The sequence below is a fragment of the Falsiroseomonas frigidaquae genome (genome assembly GCF_012163145.1).
In the GTDB taxonomy this organism is placed as follows: domain Bacteria; phylum Pseudomonadota; class Alphaproteobacteria; order Acetobacterales; family Acetobacteraceae; genus Falsiroseomonas; species Falsiroseomonas frigidaquae.
Map to the genome: position 1 here is coordinate 93,330 of NZ_JAAVTX010000003.1, position 17,975 is coordinate 111,304.

Genomic DNA, 17,975 nt, shown 5'->3' on the forward strand with positions numbered 1-17,975 from the left:
GATAGATGCGCCGCCGCGACGTCCACACAAGCGTCCCCCTTCCGCCGCAACCGCCCGCGCGCCATTGTCGCAGCGATACCTGTGAGAGACCGATGGCCAAGCCCCTTCCTGTCCTGATCGCCGGCGCCGGTCCGGTCGGCATGGTTGCCGCCGCCTACCTGGCCGGGGAAGGCATACCGGTCACCATCGTCGAACAGGCGAAGGACCTGCCGACCGACCTGCGCGCGTCGACCTTCCACCCGCCGACGCTGGACATGCTCCGCCGCTTCGGGATGGTGGACAGCCTGATCGAACAGGGGCTGGTCTGCCCGCAATGGCAGTTCCGCGACCGCGCCACCGGGCCGATCGCCACCTTCGACATGGGCGTGCTCTCGGCCGATACGGACCACCCCTATCGCCTGCAATGCGAGCAATGGCGGCTGACCCAGATGCTGCGGGACCGCATGGCGGCGAACCCCGATGTCAGCTTCATCTACGATGCCCGCGCCGCGGATGTGGCGCAGGATGCGGATGGCGTGACGCTGGTGATCGAGCGCCATGACGGCAGCACGGAGAAGCTGGCCGGCAGCTACCTGATCGGCGCCGATGGCGCGCGCAGCGCCGTGCGGCGCGCCGTGGGCACCGAGTTCCGCGGCCAGACCATCCCGGAAATCTTCCTGTCGCTCTCCACCACCTTCGCCTTCCATGAGGCGATCCCGGACCTCGCCGACATCTCCTACATCTCGGACCCCGAGGAATGGTTCGTGCTGCTGCGCACCGCGACACTCTGGCGCGTGCTGTTCCCGACCGATCCGGAGGAGACGGAGGAGCGCATGACATCCCCGGCGCGGATGCAGGAAAGGCTGCAGGCGGTGGTGCCGAATGCGGCGGGCTATGAGGTGGTGCACCGCACCGGCTACCGGGTGCATGAACGGGTGGTGGACGAATACGTCCATGGCCGCGTCTTCCTGGCCGGCGATGCCGCGCATATCAACAACCCGCTCGGCGGCATGGGCATGAATGGCGGCATCCATGATGCCTTCAACCTGGCGCAGAAGCTGGTCGAGGTCTGGCGCGGCGCACCGCTGGAGAGCATGGGCCGCTACGGGCGGCAGCGCCGCAAGGTGGCGCTCGACGTGGTGCAGCAGCAGGCGTTGCGGAACCGGCAGATCCTGAACCAGCGCGACCCGGCGGCACGCCGCGCCTACCACGACGAATTGCGTGCCACGGTGGCCGACCCGGCGAAGCATCGCGCCTACCTGCTGCGGTCCTCGATGATCCAATCCCTGCGTGACCTGGAGGCGGTGGCATGAGCGGACACCCCGAGGCCGAGATCTACCACCGCCAGGGCATGGGCCAGACCGCCGGCATGGGCAACCGCCCGGCGCTGGTGATCGTCGATTTCGTCGTGGGCTTTGCCGATCCCGAGCATTTCGGCGGCGGCAACATCGCGCCCGCCATCGCGCAGACGGTGCATCTGCTGGCCTTCGCGCGTCGCCACAAATGGCCGGTGGCGCATACCCGCGTGGTCTATGCCGAGGATGGGTCCGATGCCGGCGTCTTCACGCTCAAGGCGCCGTCCCTGCTCAAGCTGACCGAACATTCGCCGCTGTCGCAGATCGTGCCGGAGCTGACGCCGGTGGCTGGCGAGCACATCGTCCGCAAGCAGGGCGCCAGCGGCTTCTTCGACACCAACCTTGCATCCTGGCTGCGCTTCCAGGGCGCCGATACCGTGGTGGTGGCGGGCTGCACGACGTCCGGCTGCGTGCGGGCGACGGTGGTGGACAGCCTGCAGCACAATTTCCGCACCATCGTCCCGACCGATTGCGTCGGCGACCGCGCGATCGGCCCGCATGAGGCGAACCTGTTCGACATGGGCCAGAAATACGCGGACCTGAAGATGCGGGCGGAGATCGAGGCGGCGGCGCGGTAGGACGCGCAACCAATCGTTCCGAGCCCCTCTATCATGGGAAGGCGGGAGGTGGTGAGGTCCGGCCCATATTCCGCACAGGTGAACCGCGATGCCCGGCCTGACCTACCTCTATCTTCCGGTCGGCTCCGCGGAGATGATGGATTTCGCCAATGACTGGAACGCCGATCTGCGCCGCACCGGCCGGCCGGAATGCCCGGTCATTTCGAACACCAGCTCGGGCGGGCTGAAGGCGGTCCGGCGCCTGTTCGGCCAGGGCATGCTGAAGGTGCTCGGCACCGAGGACACGCTGTTCGTCATCGCCCATGGCGCCGCGCGCGGGTCCCGCCGCATCGGGGCGGACCGTGGTGGCGTGCAGGTCGGGCGGGAATGGGAGGGCGGGGTGATGAAATCCTGGCTCGCCACCGAATTCGCCCGGCATCTGGAGAAGGAGGGGCTGCGGAAGGATTTCGTCGATCTGCGCCTGTTCGCCTGCGGCTCCGGCCTCGCCGCGCAGGCCACCGGCATTTCCTACGCCGAGGCGCTGTGGAACGAGATGCGCCGCACCGGCTATGCCCGGCTGGAAATGACCGGCTATCTCGGCTCCGTCCGCACGTCGTTCCTCGGCCAGCCGGTGGTGGAATATGCGCCGCGCGGGGGCGTCACCATGCTGCCGGTGCATGAGGCCTGCGTGCACTACCCGCAGGTGGCGACGCGGCCCCGACGCTGAGAGGCCCCAACGCTGAAAGGCCCCGACGCTGAGAGGCCCCGGCGCTGAGCGGGGAACCGGTCGCCGGCATCATTCCGCCGCGGCCGGCACCGGCAGCTTCATCCAGCCGGGCACGAAGGGCGTCAGAAGCGCCCCATCGGCGGTCAGCGTCACGCCCGGCGCCACCGCATCCAGCCGCAGCAGCGCCAGGCCGTGGCCGTCCCGGGCGGAGCGCATGACACCCACCTCGACGCCATCCCGCAGCACCGGCGTGCCGGCCGGCGGCAGGCCGCCTTCCACCCGCACCGGGATGATCCGGCGCTTCAGCAGCCCGCGATACTTGGTCCGCGCCGTCAGCTCCTGCCCCATGTAGCAGCCCTTGGTCCAGGACACGCCGCCGAGTTCGTCGAAGCCACCTTCCAGCAGCACGGATTTCTCCGGCTCCAGGTCGCGGCTTCCATCGGGCAGGCCGAGCCGCAGGCGGTGCAGGTCGTAATCCGCCTCCGTCGCATCGGCGGCCACCTGCTGCGCCACCAGCGCGCGCCAACCGGCCTCCGGCAGGCGCGGGTCGGGCGCGGACAGGGTGCCGGGCGGCGGCACCGCGCCGCCCCAGCCCGCCAGCACGGTGAAATCGGCGGAGGCATCGCGCAGGGTCACCTTGGCGCGCAGCCGGAAGCGGGACAGGCGCTGCACCAGCAGCGGCACCTGCGCGGCCTCCGCATCCAGCAGCAGGCGCTCCGCCTCCGCCAGGATGAAGAAATCCGCCAGCCACTTGCCCTGCGGCGTCAGCAGCGCGGCCCAGACCGCACGGCCCGGGCCGGCGGCGGCAACATCATTGGACACCAGGCCCTGCAGGAAGCCGACCCGATCCGGGCCGGCCACTTCCACAACGCCGCGTCCGGTCAGAAGGGTGATCGGCATGCCCGGCAGATGGGCAAGATGCGACCGCGTTGCAACCAGCCCGAAGCCGGGAGCCGCTTGGGGCGATTCCGGGCGCCGTGCTAGGCAGGCGGCGCATGCGCATCCTTTTCGTCACCGCCACCCGCATCGGCGATGCGGTCCTGTCCACCGGGCTGCTGGACCATCTGCTGCGCGCCCATCCCGGCGCGCGCATCACGGTGGCCTGCGGCCCGGCGGCGGCCGGGGTCTTCGCCCGGATGCCCGGGCTGGAACGGCTGATCGTGCTGGCGAAGAAGCGCTTCTCCGCCCATTGGCTGGACCTGTGGTGGCAGGTGGCGCGTACCCGCTGGGACCTGGTGGTGGACCTCCGCGCCTCGGCGCTCGCCTGGATGGTGCCGGCGCGGCGGCGGCTGACGGGCAAGGGCGGCAGGCGGCCGGGGCACCGGCTGACCCATCTCGGCGCGCTGCTCGGCCTGGCGCCGCCGCCGCTGCCCGTCGCCTGGACCGCCCCGGCGGATGAGGCGCGCGCCGCCGCCCTGCTGCCGGGCGGCCCCTGGCTGGTGCTGGGACCGACTGCCAACTGGTCCGAGAAGGTCTGGCCGGCCGCGCGCTTCATCGCGGTGGCCCGCGCGCTGACCGGGCCCGGCGGCGCCCTGGCCGGGGCGCGCATCGCCATCCTCGGCGGGCCGGGGCCGGGCGAGCGCGCCATGGCCGCGCCGGTGCTGGACGCCTTCCCGGAGGCGGTGGACCTGGTCGGCACCCTGGCACTGCCGGAGGTGGCGGCGGTGCTGCGCCGGGCGGCGCTGTTCCTCGGCAATGATTCCGGCCTGATGCATCTGGCGGCGGCCACCGGCGCGCCCACCATCGGGCTGTTCGGCCGCAGCAGTGCCGCCGAATACGGCCCCTGCGGCCCCCGCGCCGTGGCGGTGGAGGCCGATGGCCCGCCCTTCGAGTCACCGATGACGGCCCTGCCCGAATCCCGCGTGCTGGCGGCGGCCGAACGCCTGCTCGCCGCGCCGATCCCCGCCTCCGCTGAACCGGCATGAGGGTTGCGCATGTCATGGCTGGCGCCGTGCAGGGCGGGGCGGAGGCCTTCTTCGAACGGCTGGTGCTCGCCCAGCACCGCGCCGGGCTGGACGTTCTGGCGGTGATCCGGCGCGAGCCGGGCCGCGCCGCGCGGCTGGCGGCGGGCGGGGTGGCGCCGGTGCAGCTCGGCTTCGGCGGGCCGCTCGATTGGCTGACGGCGGGGCGGCTGCGCGCCGCGCTGCGCGGCTTCCGGCCGCAGGTGGTGGTGGCCTGGATGAACCGCGCCGCCGGCTTCGCCCGCGCCGCCACCAGCCCCGGCGATGGCTGGGCGATGGCCGGGCGGCTCGGCGGCGCCTATGCGCTGAAGCACTACCGCGGCTGTGACCTGCTGGCCGCCAATACCCAGGGTCTGTGCGACTGGATCACCACCCAGGGCTGGCCGGCGGATCGCGTGCGGCTGGTACCGAATTTCGCCGCCGACCTGGCCGGCACGCCCCCCGCCGCCCTGCCCTTCCCGCCCGGCGCGGTGCCACTGCTGGCGATGGGCCGGCTGCACCCGAACAAGGATTTTCCGACGCTGCTCCGCGCCATGGCACTGCTGCCGACACCGGTGCATCTGGCGCTCGCCGGTGAGGGGCCGGAACGGGCGGCGCTGGAGGGGCTGGTGCGGGAACTCGGCCTCGGCAGCCGGGTGGCCTTCCTCGGCTGGCGCCAGGATGTCGGCGCGCTGCTCGCCGCCAGCCGGATGCTGGTGGTGCCATCGCGGATCGAGCCGCTGGGCAATGTGGTGCTGGAAGGGTTTTCGGCCGCGCGCCCCGTGGTGGCGACCGCCGCCGATGGGCCGCGGGAGGTGATCCGCCCCGGCGAGACCGGGTTGCTGACCCCGATCGGCGACCACGCCGCTTTGGCCGCCGCCATCACGCAGCTTCTGGACGACCCGGCCCGGGCCGAGGCGATCGCCACCGCCGGCCGCGCCGCCTTCCTGGCGCGCCACGCCGAAGGGCCGGTGCTGGCCGCCTGGGCCGCCTTCCTGGCCGAGGCGGCCGCGCGAAAGGAACAGGGCTGATGTGCGGCATTGCCGGCTTGGCGCTGAAACAGGGCCTGACGCCCGACCCCGCGATCCTGCACGCCATGCTGGCCGCGCTGGCGCATCGCGGGCCGGATGGGCAGGGCGTGCATATCGCGGACAATGTGGGCCTGGCGCATAACCGCCTGGCGATCATCGACCTGGCGACCGGCGACCAGCCCCTCTTCGCCGGTCCCACCACGCTGGTCGCGAATGGCGAGATCTACAACTACATCGAATTGCGCGAAGCCCATGCGCTGGTCTGCGCCACCGGCTCCGACTGCGAGCCGCCGCTACACCTGTATCGCCGGGACGGCGTGGCGGCCACGGCGCAGGCGATGCGCGGCATGTACGCCATGGCGCTGCATGACCGCGCGACCCGCCGCCTGATCCTCACGCGCGACCCCTTCGGCATCAAGCCGATGTACCTGGCCGAGGTGCCGGGCGGCATCGCCTTCGCCTCCGAACCCCAGGCGCTGCTCGCCGCCGGGCTGGTGCAGCCGGTGGTGCGGGCGGAGGCGCGGGACGAACTGCTGCAGATCCAGTTCACCACCGGCGCCGAGACCATCTTCGCCGGCATTTCCCGAATCCTGCCCGGCGAAACCGTGGTGATCGCCGATGGCGCCATCGTCGAGCGCCATCGCCGCGCCGCGCTGCCGGAAGGCGGGCCGGTGGCGGTGACGGAGGAGGAGGCGCTGGCCCGGCTGGACGCCGCCTTCGAGGACAGCGTCCGCCTGCACCAGCGCAGCGACGTGCCCTATGGCCTGTTCCTGTCGGGCGGCATCGATTCGGGGGCCGTGTTGGCGATGATGGCCCGGCTGAACAGCCAGCCGGTGCGCGCCTTCACCGCCAGCTTCGACGTGCCGGGGGCGGCGGATGAACGCGCGGCGGCGGAAGCGGCGGCGAAGGCGCATGGCGCCATCCACACCCTGGTCACGGTGACCGAGGCCGAGGTCTGGCGGCACCTGCCGAAGATCGTCGCGGCGATGGACGACCCGGCGGCGGATTACGCCATCATCCCCACCTGGTTCCTCGCCCGCCGCGCCCGGCAGGATGTGAAGGTGGTGCTGTCCGGCGAGGGCGGGGACGAGCTGTTCGGCGGCTATGGCCGCTACCGCAGCGCCATGCGGCCGCTCTGGCTCTGGGGCCGCCGGCCGCGCGCCACCGGCGCCTTCGACCATGTGAAGGACGTGCTGCGGGAGGCGCCGCGCACCTGGCGGGACGGCATCGCGGCGGCGGAGGCCGCAACCGCCCTGCCCGGCCGCACCCGCCTGCAGGCCGCCCAGGCCGCCGATATCGCGGACTGGCTGCCGAACGACCTGCTGACCAAGCTGGACCGCTGCCTGATGGCGCATGCCGTGGAAGGCCGCACCCCCTTCCTGGACCCGGAAGTGGCCGCCTGCGCCTTCCGCCTGCCGGACAACCTGAAGGTGCGCCGCCGCACCGGCAAATGGCTTTTGCGCGCCTGGACCGCCCGGCATGTGCCGGGGGCGCAACCCTTTGCCGCCAAGCAGGGTTTCACCGTGCCGGTCGCGGCCTGGATCGGCGGCGTGGGGGACCGGCTCGGCCCGCTGGTCGCCGCCCAGCCCGGGGTGGCGGAGGTGGCGAAGCCTGACCGGGTCGCCAGCCTGTTCCGCAATGCCGCCGGCGACAAGCACCGCGGCTTCGCCGCCTGGCACCTGCTGTTCTACGCGCTGTGGCACCGTGCCCATGTGGAGCGGCGGGACGTGGCGGGCGATGTGTGGCAGGTGCTGGGGGGCTGAATCGGGTGTCGCCGAATTGGGGGCGGGATGTCTCCTCTCGACCCTTCTCGGCGGTTACGACCTCGTCCTGAGCCTGGCTCCGGGAAGTCGTTCCGTTCGTGCCCGGAGCGCGCATTCCGGCACCTCGCCCCTGGAACTCGCAGAGAGCGTGGGAAGGGGCAGGTCGTCCCTGCCCGCTAACTCAGGGGCGGCCCGACCAGCTCGACACCATGGCGAAGGCAGGCCTCGGCGAGGGCTTCGGCCTGCTCGGGCGAGGGTGGCCCCGCGGCATCGGGCAGGCCGTCCCGTTCGGCGGGTCGGCCGAGCGCGCGGACGAGGCCCTCGAAGTCGCCGCCCCGCACGATCGTCAGGAAACGCGCTCCACCTGGGGATTCGGCCCGGTAGGTGTGCGGGACGCCCTTCAGTGTGAGGAGGCTGTCGCCTGCATGGGCGCGAAGCTCCCGCGCGCCGGCGAGAAAGCGGAGCTCCCCCTCAAGCACGTGGAAAACCTCGTCCTCGTTGCGGTGGACGTGGAGTGGCGGCGAATCCCCGTAGGGGACGCGATGCTCGAGCACCGAAAGGCCGTCCGTCCCGTCCGTGTGGCGGATGCGAAGGATGACCTGCGTGTTCAGGAACCAGAGGTGCTCCAGCGGGTCTTGATCGGTCGGCATTGCTTCAGCCCCGACGCTTTGAGGGTCTCGCAGCCTGCAACATCTCTCAGCTCAGTGCCAGCGTGGAACGGTCAGGTCCGCTCCGCCTTCACGCCGAGCCGGCCCCTGAGTGACTGTGCCGCGCGCTGCGGTACGCTTATAGAAACCGGGACAGCAGAGGACAGCGCCGCCATGACCCAGACCTATGACCTCGTCCTGCGCGGCGGCACCGTGGTCCTGCCCTGGGGGATGGAGGCCACCGATGTCGGCGTCCGCGCCGGCCGCATCGCCGCCATCGGCGACCTGCGCACCGCCAGCGCCGCCGAGACCATCGACTGCACCGGCCTGCATGTGCTGCCCGGGCTGATCGACAGCCACGTCCATCTGCGCGAGCCGGGCGATGCGGCGGTGGAGACCATTGCGACCGGCACCAGGGCCGCGGTGCTCGGCGGCCTGACCACCGTCTTCGACATGCCGAACACCAATCCCTCGATCACGACGCGGGAGAAGCTGGACTGGAAGCGGGACTTCGTCGCCGGCCGCGCCTGGTGCGACATCGGCTTCTATGTCGGCGCCGCGAAGTCCAACATCGCCGAGCTGGCGGCACTGGAAGCCGAGCCGAATGTCTGCGGCGTGAAGGTTTTTGCGGGCAGCTCCACCGGCGACCTGCTGGTGGAGGATGATGCCAGCCTGGAAGCCGTGATGCGCAGCGGCCGGCGGCGCATCAGCTACCATTCCGAGGACGAGTACCGACTGCAGGCGCGCAAGCCCGCCTACACCACCGGCATGCCGCACCGGATGCATGCCGAATGGCGCGATGTGGAATGCGCCTTCCTCGGCACGCGGCGGCTGATGGCGCTGGCCCGCAAGACCGGGCGGCCGGCGCATATCCTGCACGTCTCCACCGCCGAGGAACTGAACTACCTCAAGGATTTCCGCGATGTCTGCACGGTGGAGGTGCTGCTGAACCACCTGACCCAGACGGATGAGGCCTATGACCGCCTCGGCGGCTACGCCGTGATGAACCCGCCGATCCGCGACGCGCGCCACATGGAAGCAGCCTGGGCGGCGGTGGCGGATGGTACGGTGGACAGCGTCGGCTCCGACCACGCGCCGCATAGCCGCGCGGCGAAGGAGCGCCCCTGGCCGGAATGCGGCGCCGGGCTGACCGGGGTGCAGACGCTGGCGCCGCTGATGCTGGACCATGTGAATGCCGGCCGCCTTTCCCTGCCCCGCATGGTGGATCTGCTGAATGCCGGCCCGGCGCGGGTCTTCGGCCTGGTCGGCAAGGGGCGGCTCGCCGCCGGCTACGATGCCGATTTCACCGTGGTGGACATGAAGAAGACCCGCACCATCGAGGAAAGCTGGATCGCCTCGCCCTGCGGCTGGACTCCCTTCGCCGGGCAGAGCTGCACCGGCTGGCCGGTGATGACCATCATCCGCGGCCAGGCGGTGATGCGCGAGGATGCGGTGCTGGGCGAGCCCGCCGGCATCCCGGCCCGCTTCGCCCCCTGAACCGCCTGCATCCATCAGCGGTTGAGGCGCCCCTTCGCGACTGGTAGACGCGACGGGGGGATCGGGAGATGGTGATGGCGCAGCAGGACAAGGGTGTCGTGGATTGGGCGGCCCGGCTGCGTGCCTCGCTGGCGCCGCGCCAGGCGGCGGTGGAGCCGGTGGCCCAGGCTGCCGGGGAAACCAGCCCGCCGGAAGATCTGGCGCCGCCCGATCTTGGCCCGCTGGCCGCATTGCTCTCCGTGGCGCCGCCGCCCCCGGCGTCGCAGCCCCCGTTGCTGATCCCGGCCCCGGCTTCCCCCCCGACCCCGGCCCCGGCCTCGCCGCAGATCCCGCCGGAGGCCACCACGCCGCCGCCGCCGGCCGGGTTGCTGTCCTTCCTGGCCACCGCCCCCGCCAAGCCCGCCGCGCCGATCTGGGCCAGCCCCCTGCTGGCCGCTCTCGGCGGCCGCAACTCCGACCCCACCGAGACGCCCGCCACCGACTTCGCGCCGTCCGCGGCCCCCTCCGCCGTGCCGATGCCGGCGCAGTCCGAGGCGTCGATGCCGGCGCGGTCCGAGGCGCCGATGCCGGCTCGGGGCGATGCGGCCCCTGTGGAAGCGCCCCCGGTACAGGCGCCCCCACTCCAGGCGCCTCCGGTCCAGCCCTCCCCCACCGAGGCGCCTCCGGTCACGCCCCCTGGGACCGCCGCTCCGCCGGTCGCGGTGCCCGTGCAGGCGCCGGCCGCGGCACCTACGCCGCAGACCATCCTTGCCAGCCGTCCGGTCCTCAAGGCCGCGCCGGCGGCGGCAGTTCAGCCCGCGGTGCCCGTGGGCAAGACGCCCGCGCCGGAGGCGCCGGCGAGCAAGCCGCCCGTGACCCGCGCGCCAGAAGCCAAGACGCCCCAAACCCAGGCGACCGAAGTCGTGGCTCAGGAAGCCAGGGCGACCGAAGCCAAGGCCGCGGAAGCCAAGGCGCAAGCGGTGGAACCACCGCCCGTCGTGCAGCCCAAGCCGGCCGCACCCGCTGCCGCCAAGCCCCCCACCCCCGGAACACCCACGCCCGGAACACCCGCGCCAAAGTCCCCGGCGGCAGTTGCACCCGCAGCACCCAAGCCCGCGGCGCTTGCCAAGCCTGCGGTCCCACCGAAGGCTGCGCCGCCGAAGCCCGCGCCTGCGCAGGACCCGCTAGGCCCGGCGCAGGTCGCCGCGGCGCATCTGGCCGTGCTCGGCAGCGCCATGCCGGCCGGGGCGACCGGCGAGGGCGCCGACTGGGTCGGCCTCGACCGCAGCCTGCAGGAAGCGCGGAAAAGCTGGCGGGCGCTGTTCCTGGGCGTGCAGCCTCCCGAATTGCCGCTTGCCGCGGCGCTCGCCTCCCGCCGGCGCGGGCTGGTGCCTGTGGTGCATGCCACGGAATCCGACCCCGGCCGCTTCGGCCGCCTGCTGACGGCGCTGCAGGCGGAGGGTCTGGAGGCCGGGGCAGCGCGGCTGCTGCAGGCCGCGGTGGGCGCGGACCCGGACAAGCTGCCGCCCCGCGGCGCCCTGGCGCAGGACCTGCTGGAGCGGGAGGAGACCTGGGACTACCTCCGCGTCGGCGTGCCCCGCCTGCTGTCGGGCCTGGTGTCCCGCGCCCTGCCGGCGCTCAGCGCGCGGGTCCGCTGGCTGATGCTGTCGCCGATGAACCGGGGGGAGGAAGCGGTCGCCATCAAGATGCTGTCCGGCACCTGGCGGCTGGTGGCGGAACGCCCGGTCGTGCTGAACCTGGCCAATCCCCGGGTTGGGGAAGGCCCGGGCATCCAGCTCTGGCGCGGCCCCCTGGCCTGAGCCTTTTTCAGGACCTGGGCTCCGGCAGGCTCAGGGCGCAGGCGGGTCCGCCACCTGCCGGCCGGCGTTGAAGGGGCGCGTGGTCCAGCAATCCGTGCTGCCGAGCGACCGGGTGCAATAGGCGGCCGGCGCCGGCGGGGCGGCTGGCGGCGCGCACCAGCTTTCCCGTCTCTCGAGCCGCACCAGCGAGCAATCCCGCCCGGTCACCAGGCTGGCCACATGGTCCACCGGGGTGCGCCCGGTCAACACCAGGGAAGCTCCGCTGACCACCAGCACCGGCCCCGCGCTCGCCGCCACCGTCGGCCCGACCTGGCAGCCGCCCAGGGCAAGGCCGCCCAGGGCGAGCAGCAGGGGCGCCACCGCGGGCAGCTTGCGCCGGGCGAACCGGGCCGAAGGGGCGCTTTCGGGGCAAGGCGGGCTGGGCATGGGCGGGAACCTACGGCGCCGGGCTTAACGTGACCTGTACGGACAGCTATGGTCCGGCCCCTTGCGGACCAAAGGATTGCCCGTGCCCGATATCTTCGACGAGATCGAAGAGGATCTCCGCGCCGATCGCACCCGCCGCCTGGCCAAGCGCTGGGGTGGCGTCGTGATCGGCGTGGTGCTGCTGGCGCTGGCCGGCGCCGGTGGCGTGCAGGCCTGGCGCTGGAGCGAGGCGCGGCAGGCCGCCACCGCCGCCAATACCTACCTGGCCCTGCACCGTACCGCGGAAGCGCCGGGCGCGGACCTGCCCGCCGTGGCCGATGGCTTCGGTGCCCTGGCGCGCGAGGCCCCCGATGGCTACCGCACCCTCGCCCGGCTGCGTGCCGCCGCGTTGAAGGCTGAGACCGGCGACGTGCCGGCGGCGCTGGCGCTGTGGGACCAGGTGGCCGGCGACAGCGCGGCGGAGGCGCTGTACCGCGACCTCGCCACGCTGCTGTATGTCGGCCACGGGCTTGAAACGGCGGACCCGGCGCAGCTGGCCGCCCGCATCGCGCCGCTGACCCAGCCGGGCAATGCCTGGCAGGCCCCGGCGCGGGAAATGGCGGCCCTCGTCGCCATTCGCCGCGGCGACACCGCGGAGGCGCGGCAGCAATTGCAGGCGCTGGCCGCGGATACGGCGGCGACACCTGGGCTGCGCGAACGCGCGCAGCGGCTGGCGGCGGGGCTCGGATCATGATGATGAACAAACTCTCCCGCCGCGCCGGGCTGCTTGGCGCGGCCGCGCTGCTGTCCGGCTGCTCCGGCCTCAATAATCTGTGGGGCAGCAGCAAGACGCCGCTGCCCGGTGAGCGCCGCAGCGTGCTGACCGCCGACCCGCCGCTGGCCGCCGATAGCGGGGCGGAGGGCAATGTGGCGCTGCCGCCGGCCTCGGCGCTGGCGGAGTGGCCGCAGGCGGGCGGCCCGCCGAGCCACGCGCCGGGACACGCCGAATTCACCGCGGAGCCGCGCCAGGCCTGGCGGGCCTCGATCGGCGGCGGCTCCGGCTACCGGTCGCAGCTCACCGCCGGGCCGATCATCGCGGGCGACACGGTCTATGCCGTCGATGCCTCCGGCCAGGTTTCAGCCTTCGCGCTGGCCGATGGCAGCCGCCGCTGGCGGGTGGAGACGACGCCGGAGGATGAAAGCGCCGGCACGGTCGGCGGCGGCGCCGCCTTCGCCGATGGCGTGCTGTATGTGGCGACCGGCATGGCCGAGGTGCTGGCCCTGTCGCCGGAGGATGGCGCGGTGCGCTGGCGGGTCCGCACCCCCGCGCCGACCCGCGGCGCGCCGACCGTGGCGGGCGGGCGGATCTTCGTGGCGACGCTGGAGAACCACCTGCTCGCCCTGTCGACGGAAGACGGGCGCCGGCTGTGGACGCATCGGGCCGGGGCGGCCAGCACCCTGCCGCTCGGCCTGCCCGCACCGGCGGTGGAAGGCGAGGCGGTGGTGGCCGGCTTCGGCACCGGCGAGCTGACCGCGGTGCGTGCCTCGGATGGGCGGCTGCTGTGGTCCGAGGGGCTCGGCACCATCGGCGCCACCAGCCTGGCCGATATCGTCGGCGTCACCGGGCTGCCGGTGATCGATCGCGGCCGGGTGCTGGCAACCGGCATGGCCAATACCACCATCGCGGTGGATCTGCGCAGCGGGCGGCGGCTGTGGGAACGCACCTTCGGCGGCGGCACTGGCCCGGCCGCGGCGGGCGATTGGGTGTTCTCCGTCACCCGCGCCGGGGAAGCGGTGGCGGTGGGGCGGGATGATGGCCGCATCCGCTGGGTCTCGGAACTCGACCCCTCCCCGGCCGGTGGCCGGCGGGATGAGGCGGCGCGCTTCGGCCCGCCGATCCTGGCCGGCGGCTATGTGATGGTGCCGTCCAGCCGCCGCGAGGTGCTGATGCTGGCGCCCGGCGATGGCAGCATCGCCGGCCGCGTGCCGCTTTCCTCCGGCGTCACCCTGCCGGCCGCGCTGGCACAGGGCACGATGGTGCTGCTGGGCGATGACGGGACGCTGATGGCGCTGCGCTGAAGCGGCTTCCGAGATCAGGGACCGCGGCCGGCATGTTCCGCCGGCCGAGGGGCGTGGCCCGTCCGGCCAGCGAGGGCATGGACCGCCGCGCCGGGGCGCCATGACGAGCAAGCGCGCGCCAGATGGCGCGTGCGGTGCTATGTAGGAGCTTGGCCGCGCGCACCGCGGGGCCTGGACCTTTGGAATACCATGCAGACCGTCGCCATCCTCGGCCGGCCCAATGTGGGCAAATCCTCGCTGTTCAACCGCCTGGCCGGCCGGAAGATCGCGCTGGTGGACGACACCCCCGGCGTCACCCGTGACCGCAAGGAGGTCGAGGCCGAGATCGGCGGCATCCCGGTGCGGCTGATCGATACGGCGGGGCTGGAGGAAGCGGCGCCGGATACGCTGGCCGGGCGGATGACCGCGAGCAGCGAGGGCGCGCTGCGCCAGGCCGACCTGGTGCTGTTCGTGGTCGATGTCCGCACCGGCCTGACCGCCGCCGACCGCGCCTTCGCCCAATGGCTGCGCAAGGCGCCCTGCACGGTGCTGCTGGTGGCGAACAAGGCCGAGGGCCGGCTGGGCATGCAATCGGCGATGGAGGCCTATGAACTCGGCCTCGGCGACCCGATCGCGGTCTCCGCCGAACATGGCGACGGTTTTGGTAATCTGCATGACGAAGTGCGGGACCGCTTGCAGGCGGAACCGCGCCGCGGACGGGGGGAGGAGCGCGAGAGGCCGCTGCGGCTGGCAATCCTCGGCCGCCCGAATGCCGGCAAATCCACCCTTCTCAACACGCTGGTCGGCGAGGAACGGATGATCACCGGGCCGGAGCCGGGGCTGACACGGGATGCGATCAGCGTCGAATTCCGCGACGCCGAGGGGCCGATCCGGCTGGTGGATACCGCTGGCCTGCGCAAGAAGGCCCGCATCGAGAAGCATCTGGAGAAGATCTCCACCGAGGCCAGCATCGCCGCGCTGAAGGAAGCCGAGGTGGTGATCCTGGTGGTCGATGCGATCCAGGGCATGGACGAGCAGGACCTCCGCATCGGCCGCCTGGCGGAACGCGAGGGGCGCGGCCTGGTCATCGCCTTCAACAAATGGGACGCGGTGGAGGATCGCACCGCGACGCGCCGCAAGCTGGAGGACACGCTGACCGCCAGCTTCGCGCAGATGAAGGGCATCGCAGTGGTGCCGCTATCTGCCGCGAATGGCCGGGGCCTCGAGAAGCTGATGCCGACGGTCCGCACCGTCTATGACCTGTGGAACCGCCGCGTGCCGACCGGCGAGCTGAACCGCTGGTTCGAGACGATGAAGGAACGCCACCAGCCGCCGCTGGTGGAGGGCAAGCGCATCAAGCTGCGCTACGCCACCATGCCGAAGGCCCGCCCGCCCACCATCACGGTGTTCGGCACCCGCGCCGAGATGCTGCCCGAAGACTACCGCCGCTATCTGGTGAACAGCTTCCGGGAGAAATTCGACATGCCGGGCGTGCCGATCCGCCTGCATCTGCGCGGCACGGACAACCCCTACGGCGAGGAAGAGTAGCCGGCGCGAAGCCCGCTCCACCCATGAAGAATGGCGGAGCGGGCCATACGCTCACCCGCCCAGGAAATCCTTGATCGCGGCGTCGTACTGGTCATCCCGCTGCCACCGCTTCGTCGCCGCGTTATCCGGCAGGCCGCGCAGATCCTTCGGTGCGGTGCCGTCCCGCAGCGCCTTCAGCGTGTCATGCACCGCCTGCATCGCCGCCGGGAAGGTGGCGTGGCCCTGCAGCGCCACCCGCCCGCCATGCGCCGCGAAGGCCGCCGCGCCGCCAAGGCCCGCCTTGGCATTGCCGACCAGGATCGGCAGGCCCGTCGCCTCCCGCAGCGCATCGAGCTGGGCGAGGTCGGTCAGGCCGGTGATGAAGATGCCGTCGGCGCCGGCCTCGGCATAGGCGCGCGCACGCGCCACCGCATCCGCCACCCCGGTCAGCGACAGGGCGGAGGTGCGGGCGACGATCACCAGCGCGGGGTCGCTGCGGGCGGCGAGCGCCGCGCGGATCTTGCCCAGGCCCTCCTCCAGCGACAGCAGCGCCGGCTTGTCCGGGCCAAAGGGGCGCGGCAGCAGCGTGTCCTCGATGGTCAGGGCGGCTACGCCGGCCGTCTCCAGCTCCTCCACCGTCCGCATCACGGACAGGGCGTTGCCGTAGCCATGGTCGGCATCCACCAGCAGCGGCGGGGCGCCGGCGCGGGTGATGCGGCGGATCAGATCGGCGAATTCGGTCAGCGTCAGGATGATGTGGTCCGGCGCGCCGAGCACGGCGAGCGAGGCGACGGAGCCGCCGAGGATCGCCGTCTCGAAGCCCAGCTCCGCGGCGATGCGGCCGGAGATGGCGTCGAAGACGCTGGCCGGATGGACGCAGGTGGAGCCTGCCAGCACCGCCCGGAAGGCCTGTCGCCGCTCGGTCGCATTCATTGTTCTGTCCCGTCCCGCTTCAAGGCGTCTTCGATCCGGCGGCACGCCGGAGGATCTGGAAGACGCGTCCTGGATCGGGCGCAGGGTAGCGCGCCGCCGGGCGGCTGACAGCCCACCCGGCGGCGCCCTCCGCCCGGCCCGCCATCATGCGGCGCCGGACGGCATTCGGTCAGCCCTGGCCTTCGAGCGGCAGCGCCACGAAGGCGTTGCCCGACTCACGGGAGAGCTGCAGGGCGATGGCCGGGCGGCCCTCGCGCCGCGCGGCGGCCACCGCCTCCATCACGTCGCGCGGGCTGCTGACCTCGCGGCCGCCGGCGCGCAGGATCACATCACCGGGGCGCACGCCGCGGCTGGCGGCGACGCTGCCGGGATCGACGCCGGCCACCTGCACCCCCTGGGCCGCGTCCTGGCCCTGCAGCTTGCTGTTGGGCAGGGCACGCTGCGCGGGGGCCAGGCGCAGGCCGAGCGAGCCGGGGCGCTCTGCCTCCTGCTGTGCCTCCGCCTGCTGCTGCGGCTGTGCCCGCAGGCCGATGGTCACCGCCTGTTCGGTGCGTTGGCCATCGCGCAGCAGGGTGAAGGTGGCGCGGCTCTCGGGCTCCAGCTCCGCCACCGCCAGCGCCAATTCGCGCGGCGTGCCGATCTCCTTGCCTTCCAGGCCGACCACCACATCCCCGGCGCGCAGGCCGGCGCGGGCGGCAGGGCTGTCCGGCTCCACGCTGGCGACCAGCGCGCCGCGCTGGTTCGGCAGGCGCAGCGCCGCGGCCAGCTCGCTGTCGATCGGCTGCATCGCCACGCCCAGCCAGCCGCGCGCCACCACGCCATCCCGCTGCAGATCCTCGATCACATGGCGCGCCATGCGGGACGGCACGGCGAAGCCGATGCCGACATTGCCGCCGCCCGGCGCGTAGATGGCGGTGTTGATGCCCACCACCTCGCCATTGCCGTTGAACAACGGGCCGCCGGAATTGCCAGGATTGATCGGCGCATCGGTCTGGATGAAGTCGTCATACGGCCCGGCGCCGATCTGCCGGCCGCGGGCGGAGACGATGCCCGCGGTCACCGACCCGCCGAGGCCGAAGGGGTTGCCCATGGCCACCACCCAGTCGCCCACGCGGGTGGCATCGCTGTCGCCCCAGGTCAGCGTCGGCAGCGGCGAACCGGACTCCACCTTCAGCAGGGCGAGGTCGGTCTGCTGGTCGCGCCCGACCACGCGGGCCGGCAGGTCACGGCCGTCGGCCAGCTCCACGCGCACGGTGGCGGCATCGCCCACCACATGGTTGTTGGTCACGATGTAGCCGGCGGCATCGATGATGAAGCCGCTGCCCTGGCCCATGCGGGCGCGGCCCTGCGGCGCCTGGCGCGGGCCGGGCTGGCCCGGGCGCTGCTGCTGCTGGAAGCGGCGGAAGAACGGCTCCAGCGGCGTGCCGCGCAGCTCGGGCGGAATCTCCGCCACCGCGGCGGCCGGCGCCTCCCCGGTCACGGTCACGCGCACCACGGCGGGGGCGACGCGGGCGGCGAGGTCGCCGAAGCCAACCGGGCCGGCCTGGCGCGGCAGGGTGATGGCGGTATCCGGCGTGGATTGGCCCGGCGCGGATTGACCCGGCGCCGTCTGGGCCTGGCCGGTGAAGGGCAGCACGGTCAGCGCGCTGGTGCCGAGTGCGAGCGACAGCAGGCCGGCGGCCAGCACCTTCCGGTTGCACGGGGTCTTGTTCAGGGTGTTGCTCATGACGTGGTCCTCTGCGATGCGGGATCGGCCC

Annotated in this window: 16 protein-coding genes; 11 read left to right on the top strand and 5 right to left on the bottom strand. The window is 72.8% G+C overall.

Annotated elements, in window-relative coordinates; translation table 11 throughout:
- The first annotated feature begins 92 nt into the window (after positions 1 to 92).
- The 3 genes from HB662_RS09445 (at position 93) to HB662_RS09455 (ending at position 2,618) form a co-directional block, all read left to right on the top strand.
- A complete protein-coding gene (locus HB662_RS09445) occupies positions 93 to 1,292 on the top strand; it encodes an FAD-dependent oxidoreductase (RefSeq protein ID WP_168049498.1) in 1,200 nt (399 codons plus the stop codon).
- Positions 1,289 to 1,912: an isochorismatase family protein gene (locus HB662_RS09450; protein ID WP_168049499.1), complete on the top strand. Its 624-nt coding sequence runs from the start codon at positions 1,289 to 1,291 to the stop codon at positions 1,910 to 1,912. The genes HB662_RS09445 and HB662_RS09450 overlap by 4 nt, the downstream gene beginning before the upstream one ends.
- Before the next feature lie 88 nt (positions 1,913 to 2,000).
- Positions 2,001 to 2,618, top strand: a complete 618-nt coding sequence (locus HB662_RS09455; RefSeq protein WP_168049500.1) for a hypothetical protein — start codon at positions 2,001 to 2,003, stop codon at positions 2,616 to 2,618.
- A gap of 69 nt (positions 2,619 to 2,687) precedes the next feature.
- On the opposite strand, the gene ygfZ is transcribed toward HB662_RS09455, so the two are convergent.
- On the bottom strand, positions 2,688 to 3,518 hold the full coding sequence (ygfZ, locus tag HB662_RS09460; RefSeq protein ID WP_168049501.1) for a CAF17-like 4Fe-4S cluster assembly/insertion protein YgfZ: 831 nt from the start codon (positions 3,516 to 3,518) through the stop codon (positions 2,688 to 2,690).
- A gap of 95 nt (positions 3,519 to 3,613) precedes the next feature.
- Here ygfZ and HB662_RS09465 point away from each other — a divergent pair, with 95 nt between their 5' ends.
- Genes HB662_RS09465 through asnB form a run of 3 tightly spaced genes read left to right on the top strand, consistent with a single transcriptional unit; the run spans position 3,614 to position 7,352 of the window.
- Entirely contained in the window at positions 3,614 to 4,543 is a 930-nt protein-coding gene (locus tag HB662_RS09465; RefSeq protein WP_168049502.1) for a glycosyltransferase family 9 protein, read from the top strand.
- Complete coding sequence (locus HB662_RS09470; protein WP_168049503.1) at positions 4,540 to 5,589, top strand: glycosyltransferase; 1,050 nt, start codon at positions 4,540 to 4,542, stop codon at positions 5,587 to 5,589. Before HB662_RS09465 ends, HB662_RS09470 begins: the two co-directional genes overlap by 4 nt.
- Positions 5,589 to 7,352 carry an asparagine synthase (glutamine-hydrolyzing) gene (gene asnB / locus HB662_RS09475; RefSeq protein ID WP_168049504.1) on the top strand — a complete coding sequence of 588 codons (1,764 nt, stop codon included), beginning with the start codon at positions 5,589 to 5,591 and terminating at the stop codon, positions 7,350 to 7,352. The genes HB662_RS09470 and asnB overlap by 1 nt, the downstream gene beginning before the upstream one ends.
- Positions 7,353 to 7,528: 176 nt before the next feature.
- On the opposite strand, the gene HB662_RS09480 is transcribed toward asnB, so the two are convergent.
- A complete protein-coding gene (locus HB662_RS09480) occupies positions 7,529 to 8,002 on the bottom strand; it encodes a cupin domain-containing protein (protein WP_168049505.1) in 474 nt (157 codons plus the stop codon).
- A 171-nt stretch (positions 8,003 to 8,173) separates the two neighbouring features.
- Between HB662_RS09480 and HB662_RS09485 the strand changes: the two genes are divergently transcribed.
- Together HB662_RS09485 and HB662_RS09490 are read left to right on the top strand one after the other, a co-directional pair.
- Positions 8,174 to 9,496: a dihydroorotase gene (locus HB662_RS09485; protein ID WP_168049506.1), complete on the top strand. Its 1,323-nt coding sequence runs from the start codon at positions 8,174 to 8,176 to the stop codon at positions 9,494 to 9,496.
- 74 nt (positions 9,497 to 9,570) lie between these two features.
- Positions 9,571 to 11,295 (top strand): hypothetical protein, encoded by a 1,725-nt coding sequence (locus HB662_RS09490; RefSeq protein WP_168049507.1) that lies wholly within the window; start codon positions 9,571 to 9,573, stop codon positions 11,293 to 11,295.
- 30 nt (positions 11,296 to 11,325) lie between these two features.
- Here the strand turns inward: HB662_RS09490 and HB662_RS09495 are convergent, their stop codons facing one another.
- Positions 11,326 to 11,721, bottom strand: coding sequence for a hypothetical protein (locus HB662_RS09495; RefSeq protein ID WP_168049508.1), 396 nt, complete (start codon positions 11,719 to 11,721; stop codon positions 11,326 to 11,328).
- 82 nt (positions 11,722 to 11,803) lie between these two features.
- Here HB662_RS09495 and HB662_RS09500 point away from each other — a divergent pair, with 82 nt between their 5' ends.
- The 3 genes from HB662_RS09500 to der all read left to right on the top strand — a co-directional run bounded on the left by HB662_RS09500 (position 11,804) and on the right by der (position 15,306).
- Positions 11,804 to 12,454 carry a tetratricopeptide repeat protein gene (locus HB662_RS09500; protein ID WP_168049509.1) on the top strand — a complete coding sequence of 217 codons (651 nt, stop codon included), beginning with the start codon at positions 11,804 to 11,806 and terminating at the stop codon, positions 12,452 to 12,454.
- Positions 12,451 to 13,779, top strand: a complete 1,329-nt coding sequence (locus HB662_RS09505) for an outer membrane protein assembly factor BamB family protein (protein ID WP_245185550.1) — start codon at positions 12,451 to 12,453, stop codon at positions 13,777 to 13,779. Before HB662_RS09500 ends, HB662_RS09505 begins: the two co-directional genes overlap by 4 nt.
- Positions 13,780 to 13,968: 189 nt before the next feature.
- Positions 13,969 to 15,306 (top strand): ribosome biogenesis GTPase Der, encoded by a 1,338-nt coding sequence (gene der / locus HB662_RS09510; protein ID WP_168049510.1) that lies wholly within the window; start codon positions 13,969 to 13,971, stop codon positions 15,304 to 15,306.
- A 51-nt stretch (positions 15,307 to 15,357) separates the two neighbouring features.
- On the opposite strand, the gene HB662_RS09515 is transcribed toward der, so the two are convergent.
- Both HB662_RS09515 and HB662_RS09520 read right to left on the bottom strand, forming a co-directional pair.
- Positions 15,358 to 16,218 (bottom strand): isocitrate lyase/PEP mutase family protein, encoded by an 861-nt coding sequence (locus HB662_RS09515; RefSeq protein WP_168049511.1) that lies wholly within the window; start codon positions 16,216 to 16,218, stop codon positions 15,358 to 15,360.
- Positions 16,219 to 16,387: 169 nt separating this feature from the next.
- Positions 16,388 to 17,944 (bottom strand): Do family serine endopeptidase, encoded by a 1,557-nt coding sequence (locus tag HB662_RS09520; RefSeq protein WP_168049512.1) that lies wholly within the window; start codon positions 17,942 to 17,944, stop codon positions 16,388 to 16,390.
- Between the last annotated feature and the right edge of the window lie 31 nt (positions 17,945 to 17,975).